The sequence below is a fragment of the Arenimonas donghaensis DSM 18148 = HO3-R19 genome (assembly GCF_000743535.1).
Taxonomy (GTDB): domain Bacteria; phylum Pseudomonadota; class Gammaproteobacteria; order Xanthomonadales; family Xanthomonadaceae; genus Arenimonas; species Arenimonas donghaensis.
In genome coordinates, this window is record NZ_AVCJ01000023.1 from 177,454 (window position 1) to 192,363 (window position 14,910).

Annotated in this window: 15 protein-coding genes; 7 read left to right on the forward strand and 8 right to left on the reverse strand. The window is 69.8% G+C overall.

Annotation, left to right across the window (positions count from 1 at the left end; all coding sequences use genetic code 11):
• Positions 1-11 precede the first annotated feature (11 nt).
• Positions 12-1,523: an ATP-binding cassette domain-containing protein gene (locus N788_RS09880; RefSeq protein WP_034224579.1), complete on the reverse strand. Its 1,512-nt coding sequence runs from the start codon at positions 1,521-1,523 to the stop codon at positions 12-14.
• Positions 1,520-2,353: an ABC transporter permease gene (locus N788_RS09885; RefSeq protein ID WP_034224381.1), complete on the reverse strand. Its 834-nt coding sequence runs from the start codon at positions 2,351-2,353 to the stop codon at positions 1,520-1,522. The genes N788_RS09880 and N788_RS09885 overlap by 4 nt, the downstream gene beginning before the upstream one ends.
• Before the next feature lie 65 nt (positions 2,354-2,418).
• On the opposite strand from N788_RS09885, the gene hemB reads away from it, so the two are divergent.
• On the forward strand, positions 2,419-3,408 hold the full coding sequence (gene hemB, locus N788_RS09890; RefSeq protein WP_034224384.1) for a porphobilinogen synthase: 990 nt from the start codon (positions 2,419-2,421) through the stop codon (positions 3,406-3,408).
• 1 nt (position 3,409) lies between these two features.
• Complete coding sequence (gene aroE, locus N788_RS09895) at positions 3,410-4,249, forward strand: shikimate dehydrogenase (RefSeq protein ID WP_034224387.1); 840 nt, start codon at positions 3,410-3,412, stop codon at positions 4,247-4,249.
• A gap of 15 nt (positions 4,250-4,264) precedes the next feature.
• Here the strand turns inward: aroE and N788_RS09900 are convergent, their stop codons facing one another.
• From N788_RS09900 to N788_RS09910, 3 genes are read right to left on the reverse strand one after another with little or no spacing between them, the layout of a single operon-like run.
• Positions 4,265-4,798 (reverse strand): gamma carbonic anhydrase family protein, encoded by a 534-nt coding sequence (locus N788_RS09900; RefSeq protein WP_034224390.1) that lies wholly within the window; start codon positions 4,796-4,798, stop codon positions 4,265-4,267.
• 44 nt (positions 4,799-4,842) lie between these two features.
• The gene (locus N788_RS09905; RefSeq protein ID WP_034224392.1) at positions 4,843-5,073 is read right to left on the reverse strand and encodes a DUF2798 domain-containing protein; all 231 of its coding nucleotides are present in this window, start codon (positions 5,071-5,073) and stop codon (positions 4,843-4,845) included.
• A 52-nt stretch (positions 5,074-5,125) separates the two neighbouring features.
• A complete protein-coding gene (locus N788_RS09910) occupies positions 5,126-5,620 on the reverse strand; it encodes a DUF2938 domain-containing protein (protein WP_034224395.1) in 495 nt (164 codons plus the stop codon).
• 82 nt (positions 5,621-5,702) lie between these two features.
• Between N788_RS09910 and N788_RS09915 the strand changes: the two genes are divergently transcribed.
• The 3 genes from N788_RS09915 to N788_RS09925 all read left to right on the forward strand — a co-directional run bounded on the left by N788_RS09915 (position 5,703) and on the right by N788_RS09925 (position 9,742).
• Positions 5,703-6,125: a helix-turn-helix domain-containing protein gene (locus tag N788_RS09915; protein WP_034224397.1), complete on the forward strand. Its 423-nt coding sequence runs from the start codon at positions 5,703-5,705 to the stop codon at positions 6,123-6,125.
• Between the two features lie 42 nt (positions 6,126-6,167).
• The gene (locus N788_RS09920) at positions 6,168-7,586 is read left to right on the forward strand and encodes a coniferyl aldehyde dehydrogenase (protein WP_034224400.1); all 1,419 of its coding nucleotides are present in this window, start codon (positions 6,168-6,170) and stop codon (positions 7,584-7,586) included.
• A 110-nt stretch (positions 7,587-7,696) separates the two neighbouring features.
• The gene (locus N788_RS09925) at positions 7,697-9,742 is read left to right on the forward strand and encodes a M3 family metallopeptidase (protein WP_034224402.1); all 2,046 of its coding nucleotides are present in this window, start codon (positions 7,697-7,699) and stop codon (positions 9,740-9,742) included.
• A 7-nt stretch (positions 9,743-9,749) separates the two neighbouring features.
• Here N788_RS09925 and N788_RS09930 read toward each other — a convergent pair whose 3' ends face one another.
• Positions 9,750-10,706 carry a bifunctional helix-turn-helix transcriptional regulator/GNAT family N-acetyltransferase gene (locus N788_RS09930; protein ID WP_034224405.1) on the reverse strand — a complete coding sequence of 319 codons (957 nt, stop codon included), beginning with the start codon at positions 10,704-10,706 and terminating at the stop codon, positions 9,750-9,752.
• A 158-nt stretch (positions 10,707-10,864) separates the two neighbouring features.
• Between N788_RS09930 and N788_RS09935 the strand changes: the two genes are divergently transcribed.
• Complete coding sequence (locus N788_RS09935) at positions 10,865-12,295, forward strand: MFS transporter (protein WP_034224408.1); 1,431 nt, start codon at positions 10,865-10,867, stop codon at positions 12,293-12,295.
• A gap of 97 nt (positions 12,296-12,392) precedes the next feature.
• Here N788_RS09935 and ltaE read toward each other — a convergent pair whose 3' ends face one another.
• Together ltaE and N788_RS09945 are read right to left on the reverse strand one after the other, a co-directional pair.
• Positions 12,393-13,406, reverse strand: a complete 1,014-nt coding sequence (ltaE, locus tag N788_RS09940) for a low-specificity L-threonine aldolase (protein ID WP_034224411.1) — start codon at positions 13,404-13,406, stop codon at positions 12,393-12,395.
• A gap of 17 nt (positions 13,407-13,423) precedes the next feature.
• Positions 13,424-13,960, reverse strand: a complete 537-nt coding sequence (locus N788_RS09945; RefSeq protein ID WP_034224414.1) for a cytochrome b — start codon at positions 13,958-13,960, stop codon at positions 13,424-13,426.
• Positions 13,961-14,070: 110 nt separating this feature from the next.
• Here N788_RS09945 and xth point away from each other — a divergent pair, with 110 nt between their 5' ends.
• On the forward strand, positions 14,071-14,856 hold the full coding sequence (gene xth, locus N788_RS09950; protein ID WP_034224417.1) for an exodeoxyribonuclease III: 786 nt from the start codon (positions 14,071-14,073) through the stop codon (positions 14,854-14,856).
• Positions 14,857-14,910: the final 54 nt, after the last annotated feature.

Sequence of the window (14,910 nt, forward strand, 5' to 3'; positions counted from 1 at the left end):
GACCGACTATATCAGTCCGCTGCGAGACTGCCGCCCAGCACTTGCACGGTTGCGCCGACCGCTTCCAGGCGTCCGTCGGCAAGCATCGCGCAGCGATCGGCAAGCGATCGCGCCGCCGGCCAGTCATGGGTGATGAACAGCACGGCCAGGCCGCGCTCGCGCTTTAGTCGTGACAGCAACGCCAGCACCCCGGCGCGGTGCTGGGCGTCGAGTGCGGACACCGCTTCGTCGCAGACCAGCAGTTCGGGGTCGGTGGCCAGGGCGCGTGCGATAGCCACGCGCTGGCGCTGCCCGCCCGAAAGCTGGTGGGGATAACGGTCGGCCAGTGCGGCATCCAGGCCGACGTCCTGCAGCAACGACGCCACCTTCGCGGGCCGGCCCCCGGCTGGGTCCAGGCCGTGGATGCGCAGCGGTTCGGCCACCAGGTCGCGCACCCGCATGCGCGGGTCCAGCGAGGCATACGGATCCTGGAAGACCACGCCGATGCGCCGGCGAAGTGCCCGCAGCCGCACCCGGCCCGCGGCCAGCAGGTCCTCGCCGTCGAAGTGGATGCGGCCGCCGACGCCGTTGCGCAGCAATCGCAGCAAGGCGCGGCCGAGGCTGGACTTGCCGCTGCCGCTTTCCCCGACCAGGGCCAGGCATTCGCCGCGGTGCAGGTCCAGGCTGATGCCGGCCACCGCCGGGGCCGGCTGGCCGGGATAGCGCACCTGCACGGCGTCGAAGCGGACCAGGCGTGGGCCCGGTGCTTGCGGAACCAGCGCCGGCAAACGGTCGGCGGCCAGCAGCTGGCGGGTGTAGTCATGGCCGGGTGCGCTGAAGATGTCGGCGCTGGTGCCCTGCTCCACCACGTCGCCCCGGCGCAGGATCGCCAGCAGGCCGGCATGGCGCGCCACCAGGGGCAGGTCGTGGCTGACCAGCAGCACCGACACGCCCAGTTGTTCGCGCAGGGTGTCGAACAGGGCGAGGGCCTCGGCGGCGAGCCGTGGGTCCAGTGCCGACGTGGGTTCATCGGCCAACAGCACGCGCGGATTGCCGGCCAGGGCCAGGGCCAGCAAGACGCGCTGGCGCTGGCCGCCGGACAAGCGGTGCGGATGGCGGTCGAGCAGGCGGGGTGGGTCGGGCAGCTGCAGGCGGTCGAACAGGGACAGGGCTTCGCGTCGGGCGCCGACGCGGTCCAGGCCACGGAGCTGGCGCAGGGATTCTTCCAGCTGGGCGCCGACGGTGCGCAGCGGATGCAGGGCCGACTGGGGATCCTGCGGCACCCAGGCCAGCACCCGGCCGCGCAGGGCATGGTGCGAGGGGCTGCCCAGTGCGATGCGGCGGCCGTCCAGCGCCAGCTCGCCCCGGGCCCGCAATCCCGGCGGAAGCAGGCCCAGCAGCGCCGCGATGGTCAGGCTCTTGCCGCTGCCGCTTTCGCCGACCAGGCCCAGGCACTCGCCGGCCGGCAGCGCCAGGTCCACCGGGCCCAGCAGCCGGCGGTCGCCGGCGTGCACCTGCAGGCCATGCAGGGCCAGCGCGCTCAAGCTCCCTCCCCGCGCACGTCGAGCCAGTCGCGCAGGCCGTCGCCGAGGAACTGGAAGGCCGCCAGCGTGGCGACCAGGAAACCGGCCGGGAACAGCAGCGACCAGGGCGCGACGTCCAATTCCTGGGTGCCTTCGCCCAGCAGGCCGCCCCAGCTCGCGGCGGGTTCGTCCACGCCCAGGCCCAGGAAGCCCAGGAAACTCTCCACCAGGATCGCCTGCGGCAGGATCAGGCCCAGGTAGACCAGCCCCAGGGGCAGCAGGTTGGGCAGCAGGTGCCAGCGCAGCACCTGGTCGAAGCGGGCGCCGGCCGCACGCGCCGCCAGCACGAACGGCATCTCCCGCAGGCGCGCGGCCTCGGCGCGGGCGACGCGGGCGAGGTCGATCCACACGTAGCCGCCGATCGCCAGCAACAGCAGCCACAGCGACCGCCCGAACAGGGCCAGCAGCAGGATGACGATCAGCAGGAACGGCAGCGCCGACAGGACGTCGAGGCCGCGCACCATGCCCCGCTCGACGCGGCCGCCGGCATAACCGGCCACGGCACCGTAGGCCAGGCCGATGATCAGCGCGACCGCCGTGGCCAGCGCGCCGATGGTCAGCGAGAGCCGGCCGCCCGCCAGCGTGCGCGCCAGGATGTCGCGGCCGATCGCGTCGGTCCCGAACCAGTGGCCACTGGCGAACGACGGTGGCGACGACAGGGCGTTCCAGTCCGGGCGATGCGGGTCGGGCAGGCCCAGCAGCCACGGACCCGCCCAGCACGCCAGCACCAGGGCGGCCAACGCCCACAGGCAAATGCGGGCGGAGCGTGGCAGGGGACGGGCGCCGGTCATGGGGGAATCTTAGCGGCCGCGCAGCCGGCGTATCATGGGCCGGTCAAATTCCACGGATGCACTGCATGGCTTTTCCCTACACCCGACCGCGCCGGCTGCGCCGCGACGAGTTCTCGCGCCGGCTGGTGCGCGAAAACCGCTTGGGCGTCGACGACCTGATCCTGCCGGTGTTCGTGCACGAAGCCAGTGGCCGCGCCCCCGTGGCTTCGATGCCGGGCGTCGAACGTCTGTCCGTGGACGAGCTGCTGCGCACGGCTGCCGACGCCGTGGCGCTGGGGATCCCGGCCCTGGTGCTGTTCCCGGTGACGGCGCCGGAAGCCAAGTCGCTCGACGCCGCCGCAGCCTGGGCCGAAGACGGCCTCGCCCAGCGCGCCATCCGGGCGCTCAAGCGTGAGTTCCCGCAGCTGGGCGTGATCACCGACGTCGCGCTCGACCCCTACACCACGCACGGCCAGGACGGCCTGGTGGACGCCGACGGCTACGTCAGCAACGACGATACCGTCGAAGCCCTGGTGAACCAGGCCCTGTCGCACGCCGACGCCGGCGCCGACGTGGTGGCGCCCAGCGACATGATGGACGGGCGCATCGGCGCGATCCGCGAAGCCCTGGAAGAGTCCGGCCACGTCAACACCCGCATCCTGGCCTATTCGGCCAAGTACGCCTCGGCGTTCTACGGACCGTTCCGCGATGCCGTCGGCAGTGCCGGCGCACTGGGCAAGGGCAACAAGTCCACGTACCAGATGGACCCGGGCAACTCCGACGAAGCCCTGCGCGAAGTCGGCCTGGACCTGGACGAAGGCGCCGACATGGTGATGGTCAAGCCGGGACTGCCTTACCTGGACATCGTGCGCCGGGTGAAGGACCACTTCGGCGTGCCGACCTTCGCCTACCAGGTGAGCGGTGAGTACGCGATGCTCAAGGCCGCGGCCATGAACGGCTGGCTGGACGAACGCGCCTGTGCGCTCGAGGCGCTGCTGGGCTTCAAGCGGGCCGGTGCCGACGGCGTGCTGACCTATTTCGCGCTCGATGCGGCGCGCTGGCTCAAGGAGGACTGACATGACTGCCCGCTACGCCGTATTCGGACATCCGGTGGTGCATTCGCTGTCGCCGCGCATCCACGCCGCCTTCGGCACCCAGCTCGGCATCGCCATGCAGTACGCGGCGATCGATGCCGCGCCGGGGGATTTCGCCAATGCGTTGGGTGCCTTCGCCGCCAGCGGCGGCCTGGGTGCCAACGTCACGCTGCCGCACAAGGAGCGCGCGCTGGCCCTGTGCACCGAAGCCAGCGACCGGGCACGCCGCGCCGGCGCCGCCAACACCCTGAGCCGGCTCAATGGCCAATGGCACGGCGACAACACCGATGGCGCCGGGCTCGTGCACGACCTCACCGAACGTCGCCGTCTCGACCTGCGCGGCCGCCGCGTACTGATGCTGGGCGCCGGGGGCGCGGCCCGCGGCGTTTCGCCGGCCCTGCTCGATGCCGGCATCGGCGAGCTGTGGGTGGTCAACCGCACCGCCGAACGCGCCGATGCCCTGGCCGATGCCCTGGGCGAGCCGGGCCGCGTGCATACGCGCTACTGGGCCGACTTGGGCAACCTGGGCGCCTTCGACATGATCGTCAACGCGACATCGGCGGGCCGCAGCGGCGGCATCGAGCTGCCGTTTTCGCTGGCGGGCAACCGCTCGCTGGCCGTCGACCTGAGCTATGGCGAAGCCGCCGTGTCCTTCATGGCCTGGGCGAGTGCAGCCGGCTGCGAACACCGCTTCGACGGCATCGGCATGCTGGTCGAACAGGCCGCCGAGAGCTTCGCCCTCTGGCACGGCAAGCGCCCGGACACCGACCCGGTGTTCGCCTCGCTCAGCGCGCGGGCCGATTCGCTGCAGACCGCGGACTGAGCCGCGCGCCGGGGCTCAGGGCGCCAGGTAGGCGTCCTTGAGTTTCACGTAGTGTTTGGCGCTGTAGTAGAGCTGCTCGATTTCCTTGTCCGACAGCTTCCGGACCGGCTTGGCCGGATTGCCCAGCCACAGCTCGCCGCTGCGCACGGTCTTGCCCGGCGGCACCACGGCGCCGGCACCGACGAAGCCATGGTCTTCGACCACCGCGCCGTCGAGCACCGTCGCGCCCATGCCGATCAGCACCGCGTTGCCGATGGTGCAGGCATGCACGATGGCGCCGTGGCCGATGGTGACGTCGTCGCCGATGAGCGTCGGGAACCCCCCGGGCCGCGTGAACGGGCCTTCGTGGGTGACATGGATGATGGTGCCGTCCTGCACGTTGGTGCGTGCGCCGATGCGGATGTGGTTGACGTCGCCGCGCACCACGCAGCCGGGCCAGACCGAACTGTCTTCGCCAAGGTGAACGTCGCCGATGACGGTGGCCGCCGGGTCCACGTAGGCCCGGGCGCCGAGGGTGGGCGTGATGCCCTTGAAAGGTCGCAGGTTCATGCCGCGATTCTAACCCCTGGCTCCCGTGGCCAGGGCCGGGGGCATCACGCCTGGCCGGTCAACCTGGCGACGACCCGCCGCACCCGCGGTGCCAGCAGGGTCACCGCCACAAAGGCGACCGGCCAGGTGGTGGCGCAGCTCCTGGCCCATTGCGTCGCGAAGCCGGGGTGGATGCCCTGGTTGGTCGCCAGCACGAAGGCGGACACGATGGCGACCATGGCGGCCGAAAGCAGGCCGCCGAATAGGATGGGGGCAAAACGAGGGGGTATGTGCATGACGTTCTCCAGGATTGTTTGTGTCGGTTGGGGGTGAACAGGACTTCGTTGCTTATGCGCCGTCGCACAGCGGCCGGATGGCCCACGCCGTCGCGTAGAGCCCCAGGCCGAAAACCGCGTGCGAGACCAGGCTTTGCAGCCGGCTCGCCCAGGGGCGGGGGGAACGGCTGCCGGCGAAACCGGCGCCCATGGCGGGCTGCATCAGGAACAGGGGCGCGGCAACGGTTGCGATGCCGACCAGCAGGGCGGGAGCCAGCGAGGGGCGGCAGAACCAGCCCGGGCCCAGGAGCACGGGGAGCAGGATCGCGAATGCGATGCCGATCAGGTAATGGGCCACCCACCCGAGCACGCTTTCGCCGCGCATGGGCGCCGACCTGGCGATGGCTGCGTGGCGGAAACGCCCGCCGGCCATGTGGGCCAGCCACCGCCCCACCAGCCGGTAGTCAGGAAGCGGGACGGCGAAAACCCGCCGGCGAACGACGGTCCACGCATCGAGCGCAAGCGTCGCTCCGAGTCCGACCAGGATCGTGCTGGTCCAGGGTTCCATTGTCGTCTCCAGGCACTTGCCCTTGCAGGCGATGGACAGCACAGTGCCACTTCAAGTCGACTTGAGGTCAAGGGGTTTTCGCATGGATATCGCCGAGGTAGCGAAACGCTCTGGCCTGCCAGCGTCAACGCTGCGCTATTACGATGAGAAAGGCCTGATCCGCTCGGTCGGCCGCAGTGGGCTGCGTCGTGTCTTCGATGCCGGGGTCATGGAGCGCCTGGCCCTGATCGCGCTGGCACGCGCCTCCGGTTTCACGCTCGACGAGATCACCCGGATGTTCGGGCCCGACGGGCGACCCAGGATCGACCGCGACATGCTGGCCGCCAAGGCCGGCCAGCTCGACGCCACCATCCGCAAGCTCAGCGCCATGCGCGACGGGCTTCGCCATGCGGCGGTCTGCCCGGCACCCAGCCACCTGGAGTGCCCGACCTTCCGGCGCCTCCTGGCGCAGGCCGGCGGGGCCCAGGGCGCGAAAAAAGTGAAAAAGCCCGTCCGCAAGCGGTAGAGGGCGCCCCTGCCCGGCGAGGACAGGCCTTACACTGGGGCCATGGACACGCCAGAGCAGCCCGCCCAGGATCTGCGCCCCCTGCTGGCCCACCTGCGGGCCGCGCAGCAGCGCAATCCTCCGACCTATCGCCAGCGCATGGACGATCTCAAGCGCCTGGGCGAAGCCGTGCGCCGGTACCGCGACGACATCGCCCGGACCGTATCGGCCGACTTCGGGCGGCGCTCCCGCCACGAAACCCTGGCCGCCGACGTGATGGTCACGCTGGATGAAATCAGCCACCTGCGCCACAACCTGCGGCGCTGGATGCGTCCCGAGCGGCGTGGCGTCAACCTGGCCTTCCTGCCGGCGCGGGCCGAGATCCGCCGCCAGCCGCTGGGCGTGGTCGGCATCGTTTCGCCCTGGAACTACCCGGTGCAGCTGGCCCTGATTCCGCTGGCCGACGCCATCGCCGCCGGCAACCACGTCATGCTCAAGCCGTCCGAGCACACCCCGCGTACCTCGCAGCTGCTGGCCAGGCTGCTGGCCGAAGTGTTCCCGTCCGAACGCGTCACCGTGGTGCAGGGCGACGCCAAGGTGGGCGCGGCCTTCAGCGAACTGGCGTTCGACCACCTGCTGTTCACCGGATCGACCACGGTCGGGCGCGCGGTGATGTCGGCGGCGGCGCCGAACCTGGTGCCGGTGACGCTGGAACTGGGCGGCAAGTCGCCGGCCCTGGTGGCGCCCGGCTATCCCATCGAACAGGCCGCCGACCGCATCGCCGCCGGCAAGTGCTTCAACGCCGGCCAGACCTGCGTGGCGCCCGACTACGTGCTGGTGCCGCGCGAACAGCGCGACGCGTTCGTGCGGGCCTACATGGCCTCGGTGCGCCGTCGTTACCCGCAGCTGGTGGCCAACCCCGACTACACCGCCATTGTGAATCCGCGTCAGGCCGACCGCCTGCGGAGCTGGCTCGACGATGCCCGCGAACGCGGCGTCAGCGTGGTGCAGCACCGGCCCGATGGCGACCCGCCCCCGCCGGGCGTGGAAGTCATCCCGCCGACGGTGCTGCTCGACCCGCCGGACGAGTCCCGGGTGATGCAGGAGGAGATCTTCGGCCCGCTGCTGCCGGTCAAGTCCTACGACAGCCACGACAAGGCGATCGACTACATCCTGGGCCGGGACCGGCCGCTGGCTTTTTATCCCTTCGACAACCAGCGCGCCCGCCTTCGCCATACGCTCGACCGCGTGGTCGCGGGCAGCGTCTGCGTCAACGACACCCTGGTGCAGTTCGGCCAGCACTCGCTGCCGATCGGTGGCGTCGGGCCCAGCGGCATGGGCCAGTACCACGGCGAGGCCGGCTTCATGACCTTCACCAAGCCAATGCCCGTGATGTACCAGTCGCGGCTCAACGGCATGAAGATCTTCGACCCGCCCTTCGGCAAGCTGGCCGACGTCGTCGTCAAGTTCCTGACCCGCTAGTTCGTCTGCCCCTGTGGGAGGGACTTCAGTCCCGAAGCCTTCGGGACTGAAGTCCCTCCCACAGGGGCAAAGGCCTTGAATTCAAGACTCGCAGCCGCCATAGGTGTGCCATGACCCCAGACCACAACCCCCTGCTCGCCGACGCCGAACTGCCGGCGTTCTCCGCCATCGCGCCCGAACACGTGATTCCCGCCGTCGACCAGGTGCTGGCCGGTTTCCGCGCCGAGGTCGAGCGCCTCGCCGCCGATGCGCAGGCCCGCGATTTCGAAAGCCTGATGGCGCCGCTCGAGCGCTGGGAAGAAACCCTGGGCCGCACCTTCTCCCCGGCCTCCCACCTGCACGGGGTGAAGGACTCGCCGGCGCTGCGCGAGGCCTACTCGGCCGCGCTGGAGAAGCTGACCGAACATTCCACCGAACTCGGCCAGCATCGTGGGCTATACGCCGCGGTCAAGGCGCTGCGTGAAGCGCCGGGCTTCGACCAGCTCGACCGCGCCCGCAAGACCCTGGTCGAGGACAGCCTGCGTGGCTTCAAGCTCAGCGGCGTGGCCCTGGAAGAGCCGGCGCGTTCGCGCTTCAAGGCGATCCAGAACGAACTGAGCAAGCTCGAAACCGCGTTCGAGGAAGCGGTGCTCGACGCCACCGACGCCTGGACCCGGCCCGTGACCGAAGCCGAGCTGGCTGGCCTGCCCGCCTCGGCGCGCGACCTGCTGCGCGCGATGGCGAAAGAGAAGGACGCCGACGGCTGGCTGGCCACGCTCAAGGGCCCGGTGGTGCAGGCCATCCTGACCTTCGCCGACAGCCGTGCGCTGCGCGAGGAGATCTACACCGCCACCAGCACCCGGGCGTCCGACCAGGGCCCGCACGCGGGCCAATACGACAACAGCGAACGCATCGGCCAGATCCTGGCCCTGCGCCACGAGGCCGCGCAGTTGCTTGGCTTCGACTCGGCCGCGCACGAATCCCTGGACGACAAGATGGCCGGCACGCCCGACCGGGTGCTGGGCTTCCTGCGCGAGCTGGCCGCCAAGGCGCGCCCGGTGGCGCAGCGCGAGCTTGAGGAACTGCGTGTCTTCGCCGCCGATGCCCTGGGCATCGCCGACCTGCAGCCCTGGGACGTGGCCTATGCCTCGGAGAAGCTGCGCGAGTCGCGCTTCGCCTTCAGCGAGGAAGACCTCAAGCCCTACTTCCCGCTGCCGGCGGTGATGCGCGGCCTGTTCACCGTCGCCGAACGCGTGTTCGGCGTGCGCCTGGTCGAACGCGAGGGCGTGGACACCTGGCACAAGGACGTCCACTTCTTCGACGTGGTCGATGGTGACGGCACCGTGCGTGCCGGCGTGTACCTCGACCACTACGCCCGTGCCGGCAAGCGCGGCGGCGCCTGGATGGACGTATGCCGCGCCCGCTTGAACGACGGGAAGTCCGCGCACAAGCCGGTGGCCTACCTCACCTGCAACTTTTCCCCGCCCAACGACGACACCCCGGCCCTGCTGACCCACGACGACGTAGTCACCTTGTTCCATGAATTCGGCCATGGCCTGCACCACCTGCTGACCGAAGTGGACTGGCCCAGCGTTGGTGGCATCAGCGGCGTCGAGTGGGATGCGGTGGAACTGCCCAGCCAGTTCATGGAGAACTTCGCCTGGCAGCGCGAGGCCCTGGACCTGTTCGCCAAGCATTACCAGACCGGCGAGCGCCTGCCCGACGCGCTGTACCAGAAGATGCTGCAGGCGCGGCATTTCCACGCCGGCCTGTTCCTGGTGCGGCAGCTCGAGTTCGCGCTGTACGACTTCCGCATGCACCTCGAATACGTCCCCGCCCGAGGCCCGCGCACGCTGGAACTGCTCGAAGAAGTGCGCGAGGAGGTCGCGGTGATTCGCCCGCCGGCGTTCAACCGGTTCCCGCACGCCTTCACCCACATCTTCGCGGGCGGCTATTCGGCCGGCTACTACAGCTACCTGTGGGCGGAGGTGCTCAGCGCCGACGCCTTCTCGGCCTTCGAACAGGCCGGCGTGTTCGACGCCGACACCGGCGCCCGCTACCGCCGCGAAATCCTCGCCGTCGGCGGTTCGCGCCCGGCGCTGGAGAGTTTCGTTGCCTTCCGCGGTCGCGAACCCGATCCCGACGCCCTGCTGCGCAGCTACGGGCTCGCCGCCTAGGCGGGCCTCAGGCCCCGCCGCGCCAGATCATGTAGACGTCGGCGCGCTGGTAGTGGCTGCCGGGTTTGGTGCCTGGCTGGTGTTCGAAGCCCACTGATTCGTAAAGCCGCAACGCCGGCTGCAGCCGGCGCTGGGACTCGAGGAACAGTTCGCTGCCGCCCAGGCGCTGGAACTCGGCGATGGCCGCTTCCATCAGCTTGCGGCCGATGCCCAGGCCCTGGTGGCCACCGGTGACGGCCATCTTGGTCAGCTCGTACACGCCCGGCGCGTCGACCATCAACGCACAGGTACCCACGACCTCGTCGCCGACCCGGGCGAACAGGATGCTGCCGCCGGGCTCGATGATGTGTTTCTCGGGCTCGGACATCACGGCGTGGTCGATCGGTTCGATCTGGAAATAGCGCGCCAGCCACTCGGCGTTGAGCCGGTAGAAGTGTTCGCGCAGTTCCGCGGTGAACGGCACGATGCGCACCGAATCGGCTTTGCGCAGCTGCACCCGGCGCGCCACGTCGGCCGGCAGCGGCTGTTCGTCCAGGCTGGCCTCGTACTGCGTCAGCGCGCCCAGCAGGTCGACGCCGGTGTCCATGATCCGTCGCTCGACGCTGGCGCGCATGGCCTGCCAGAGCGGCCGGGCCGCCTTGAGTTCGTCCTGGCAGCGCGGGCTCAGGGCCAGCACCCGCTGGCGGCGGTCGCCGGCGCTGGGTTCGCGCTGCAGCCAGCCGCCCTTGATCAGCTTGGTCGCCATCTGGCTGATGGCCGAGTGGGTCAGGCCGATCTCGCGGGCGATTTCGCCGACGCTCAGCGGCCCGCGCTGCTCCAGCAGTCGCAGCACCGGGAACCAGCGCGCCTGCAGGCCGATGCCGTGCTCGCGGTAGACCTGGTCGACCAGGTCGTAGCTGCGCTCGCTGAGCACCTTCAGGCGGCTGGCCAGGGCAAGCGTGCCCTGCACGGACAGGAAGCTCATGGCGATTCCGGCAGTATTTACGTAAGGGCTAACCTAATTCCGGCCGAGCCTGTCCGCAAGTGCCGGGAGCGCCTGTTTCGCGTCCCCGGCTTGCGGCACGCCGCCGGCATGGGCGAGGCTCGGGACATGCCCCCGTCCTGCCCCCGGTCGGCCTGCCCGTGAACGCCGGCCGCCGCCTGTCCCTGATCGTCGCGACCACCCTGTTCATCGAGACCATGGACTCGACGGCGATCGCCACCTCCTTGCCGGTCATCGCCGACGACCTGGGCACCGAGCCCATCGCATTGAAGCTGGCGCTGACCGCCTACCTGCTGGCCCTGGCGGTGTTCATCCCGGTCAGCGGATGGGTGGCCGACCGCTTCGGCGCCAAACGCACCTTCATGCTGGCGATCGGCGTTTTCCTGGTCGGCTCCCTGGCCTGCGCGGCCAGCGCCAGCCTGGAACAACTCGTAGCCGCGCGATTCCTGCAAGGCATGGGCGGCGCGCTGATGGTGCCGGTGGGGCGGCTGGTGCTGCTGCGCTCGATACCCAAGCACGAACTGGTGCAGGCCCTGAGCTGGCTGACGATCCCGGCCCTGGTCGCGCCGATCCTGGGGCCGCCGATCGGCGGCTTCATCGCCACCTACAGCGACTGGCGCTGGATCTTCCTGATCAACATCCCGATGGGCCTGGTCGGCATGGTGCTGGCCTGGCGTTACGTGCCGGACCTGCGCGAACCGGTGAAGCCGCTGGACTGGACCGGCTTCGCGCTGTCGGGGCTGGGCCTGGCGCTGGCCCTGTTCGGGTTTTCGACGCTGGGCCGGCATCTGGTATCGACGCCGGTGGCGATTGGCACGCTCGTCATCGGCCTGGGCGCGATGGCGGCCTACGTCTGGCACGCGCGTCGGCATCCGCATCCCCTGATCGACCTGGGCCTGCTGGCGCTGCCGACGTTCCGCGCGGGCGTGGTCGGCGGCATGTTGTTCCGCATCGGCATCGGCGCCACGCCCTTCCTCCTGCCGCTGATGCTGCAGCTGGGATTCGGACTGACGCCCCTGGCGTCGGGCCTGATCACGTTCGTGTCTGCCGTCGGCGCGATCTTCATGAAGACCATGGCGGCCGCGGTGCTGCGGCGCTTCGGCTTCCGGCGCGTGCTGTGGATCAACGCGCTGCTGGCCTCGGCGATGCTGGCCGGCTTCGGCCTGTTCCGCGCCGACACCGCGCACTGGGTGATCATGGCGGTGCTGCTGGTCTCGGGCTGCTTCCGTTCGCTGCAGTTCACCAGCCTCAACGCGATCAGCTACGCCGAGGTGGATCCCGCACGCATGGGCCAGGCCAGCAGCCTGTCCGGCATGATGCAGCAGTTCTCGCTGGCGCTGGGCGTGGCCATCGGCGGGTATGCGCTGTTGGTGGCGTCCAGCCTGACCGGCCTCGACCAGGCCGACCCGGTGAACTTTGGCTGGGCGTTCCTCACCGTGGGCGTCATCTCGGCGCTGTCGGCCTGGATGATGTTCCGCCTGCCGCACGACGCCGGTGCCGAAATGGCCGGCCGTGCCAAGGTCGGCAAGGAAGTCGCGGAACAGAAGGCCGAGCAGCGCTCGGCGACCTGAGCCGTTGTTGTAGGAGCGCCTTCAGGCGCGAATTTTCTGACTTTGCCTTTGGCAAAGAAATGATTCGCGCCTGAAGGCGCTCCTACAGGGGCAGGGCTCAGGCAAAGAATTCACGAAAGCCTTCGATGACACGCTCCAGGCCGGCATCGTCCACGTCCAGGTGCGTCACCAGACGGATACGGGCGCCGCGCCCGGCGGAAATCCGTATGCCGCGTGCTTCCAGCGCCTTCGCCAACCCGGCCTGGCGACCGTCGGGCACGGTGACGAACAAGATGTTGGTGAACGCGCCGTCCACCGCCAAGCCAAGCGATCGCAGCGCGTCGGCCAGCGTCGCCGCGCGGCGGTGGTCCTCGGCCAGGCGCGCCACGTGGTGGTCGAGCGCGTGGTGCGCCATCGCCGCCATCATGCCGGCCTGCCGCCAGCCACCGCCCAGCACCTTGCGCCAGCGCCGGGCCTTGTCGACCAGGCCACGCGAACCCGCCAGCACCGAGCCGACCGGCGCGCCCAGTCCCTTGGACAGGCACACCGACACCGAATCGAAATGCCCGGCGATCTGTGACGCCGGCACCCCGCAGGCTACCGCGGCGTTGTACAGACGGGCGCCATCGAGGTGGAAGGCCAGCCCACGTTCGCGGGCGAAGGCGCCGGCCTGCGCCAGGTAATCCAGCGGAAGCGGCCTGCCGTGCCAGGTGTTCTCCAGCGCCAGCAGCCGCGTGCGCGCGAAATGCGGATCGCCCAGCGGCTTGACCGCGGCCTCGAGCAAATCCAGCGGCAAGCTGCCGTCTTCGGCCTGCACGATCGGCTGCGGCTGGATCGAACCCAGCACGGCGGCGCCACCGCCTTCGTATTTGTAGGTGTGCGCGTCCATGCCGACCAGGTATTCGTCGCCGCGCTCGCAGTGCGCCATCAGCGCCAGCAGGTTCGACTGGGTGCCACTGGGTACGTACAGCGCCGCCTGGAAGCCCAGCTCCCCGGCGACGCGATCCTGCAGGGCATTGACGCTGGGGTCGTCGCCCATGACGTCGTCGCCCACCGCCGCGGACAGTCCCGCCTGGCGCATCGCCGGGGTGGGCTGGGTCACGGTGTCGCTGCGCAGGTCCACCCACTTCATGTCGAGGAATCTCCGGCTCAGGTCATGCGCCGCAAGGTGTCGTCGCGGCGGAAGAAGTGATGGTACAGCGCGGCGGCGACATGAAGACCAACCACCCAGTAGAAGGCCGTGCCCACCAGCTCATGCACGTCTTCGAAGTCGTGGGCGAGCGACGCGTCCGGCGCCAGCAAGGCCGGCAGGGCGATCTGGGTGAAGGGCAGGAGGATGTCCTTGCCATCGGTCCAGGCCGTCAGCAGGCCGAGCACTGGCTGCGCCACCAGCATGGCGTAAAGGAGCAGGTGCATCGCCTTGGCCGGAAACGCCTGCCAGGCCGGCAGCGGCGGCGAGACCGCCGGCGCCGGTCGCGAGAAAGCCAGCAGCAGCCGCGGCAGCATCAAGGCAAGGATCGACAAGCCGACCCAGAAGTGCGCCTGCACCATGGCCAGGCGCGCGGCACTGCCGCGTTCGAAGTTCTCGCGTCCCTCTATGAACACGTAGGCGAGCACCATCAGTACGAAGATGCTCCAGTGCAGGGCGCGTCGGGACGGGGCATAACGTGGACGGTGGCTGGGCATGACCGGACTCCGGGGTGTCGGGTCCCCCAAGACTGCACCGATCGTCGGCGCAGGCCTTGACCCGGGTCAAGCCTTCGCCGCGAGGCGCGCGAACGGTTAGCATTCGCGCCATGGACAAGACCACGCTCGCCAGCTGGAACGTCAACTCGCTCAACGTGCGCCTGCCGCACCTGGAAGAGTGGCTCAAGCTTCGCCAGCCCGACATCGTCGGCCTGCAGGAAACCAAGCTCGAGGATCCACGCTTCCCGGATTCGGTGCTGGCCGGGCTGGGCTATCGCAGCGTCTTCAGCGGCCAGAAGACCTACAACGGCGTCGCGATCCTGTCGCGCCAGCCGATCGATGAAGCCAGCTGCGTGATGGGCATCCCGGGTTTCGCGGACGAACAGAAGCGGGTGATCGCCGCGACGGTGGGCGACCTGCGCATCGTCAACCTGTACGTGGTGAACGGCCAGGACGTCGGAACCGAAAAGTACGACTACAAGCTGCGCTGGCTCGACGCGGTGCACGCCTGGCTGGCCGAAGAGATCAAGGCGCACCCGAAGCTGGTGGTGATGGGCGACTTCAACATCGCGCCCGACGAACGCGACGTGCACGACCCGGCGGTCTGGAACGACGACCACATCCTCACGTCCAGCGCCGAACGCGCGGCGCTGAAGCGATTGACCGACCTGGGCCTGCACGACAGCTTCCGGCTGCACAACGACGAAGCCGGTGTCTTCAGCTGGTGGGATTACCGCGCCGCCGGCTTCCGTCGGAACCTGGGCCTGCGCATCGACCTGTGCCTGGTTTCCGACGCGCTGCGCGAAGCCTGCACCGGCGCCGAAATCGACCGCGAACCGCGCACCTGGGAGCGCCCCAGCGACCACGCCCCGGCCATGGTCACCCTGGGCCGCTAGGCGCGCCTTCTGTGGGAGGGACTTCAGTCCCGAAAGGCTTCGGGACTGAAGTCC

Coding starts and splice junctions, on each gene's coding strand:
- N788_RS09885 (WP_034224381.1), bottom strand. CDS start 2,353: ATGACCGGCGCCCGTCCCCTGCCACGCTCCGCCCGCATTTGCCTGTGG.
- hemB (WP_034224384.1), top strand. CDS start 2,419: ATGGCTTTTCCCTACACCCGACCGCGCCGGCTGCGCCGCGACGAGTTC.
- aroE (WP_034224387.1), top strand. CDS start 3,410: ATGACTGCCCGCTACGCCGTATTCGGACATCCGGTGGTGCATTCGCTG.
- N788_RS09900 (WP_034224390.1), bottom strand. CDS start 4,798: ATGAACCTGCGACCTTTCAAGGGCATCACGCCCACCCTCGGCGCCCGG.
- N788_RS09905 (WP_034224392.1), bottom strand. CDS start 5,073: ATGCACATACCCCCTCGTTTTGCCCCCATCCTATTCGGCGGCCTGCTT.
- N788_RS09910 (WP_034224395.1), bottom strand. CDS start 5,620: ATGGAACCCTGGACCAGCACGATCCTGGTCGGACTCGGAGCGACGCTT.
- N788_RS09915 (WP_034224397.1), top strand. CDS start 5,703: ATGGATATCGCCGAGGTAGCGAAACGCTCTGGCCTGCCAGCGTCAACG.
- N788_RS09920 (WP_034224400.1), top strand. CDS start 6,168: ATGGACACGCCAGAGCAGCCCGCCCAGGATCTGCGCCCCCTGCTGGCC.
- N788_RS09925 (WP_034224402.1), top strand. CDS start 7,697: ATGACCCCAGACCACAACCCCCTGCTCGCCGACGCCGAACTGCCGGCG.
- N788_RS09930 (WP_034224405.1), bottom strand. CDS start 10,706: ATGAGCTTCCTGTCCGTGCAGGGCACGCTTGCCCTGGCCAGCCGCCTG.
- ltaE (WP_034224411.1), bottom strand. CDS start 13,406: ATGAAGTGGGTGGACCTGCGCAGCGACACCGTGACCCAGCCCACCCCG.
- N788_RS09945 (WP_034224414.1), bottom strand. CDS start 13,960: ATGCCCAGCCACCGTCCACGTTATGCCCCGTCCCGACGCGCCCTGCAC.
- xth (WP_034224417.1), top strand. CDS start 14,071: ATGGACAAGACCACGCTCGCCAGCTGGAACGTCAACTCGCTCAACGTG.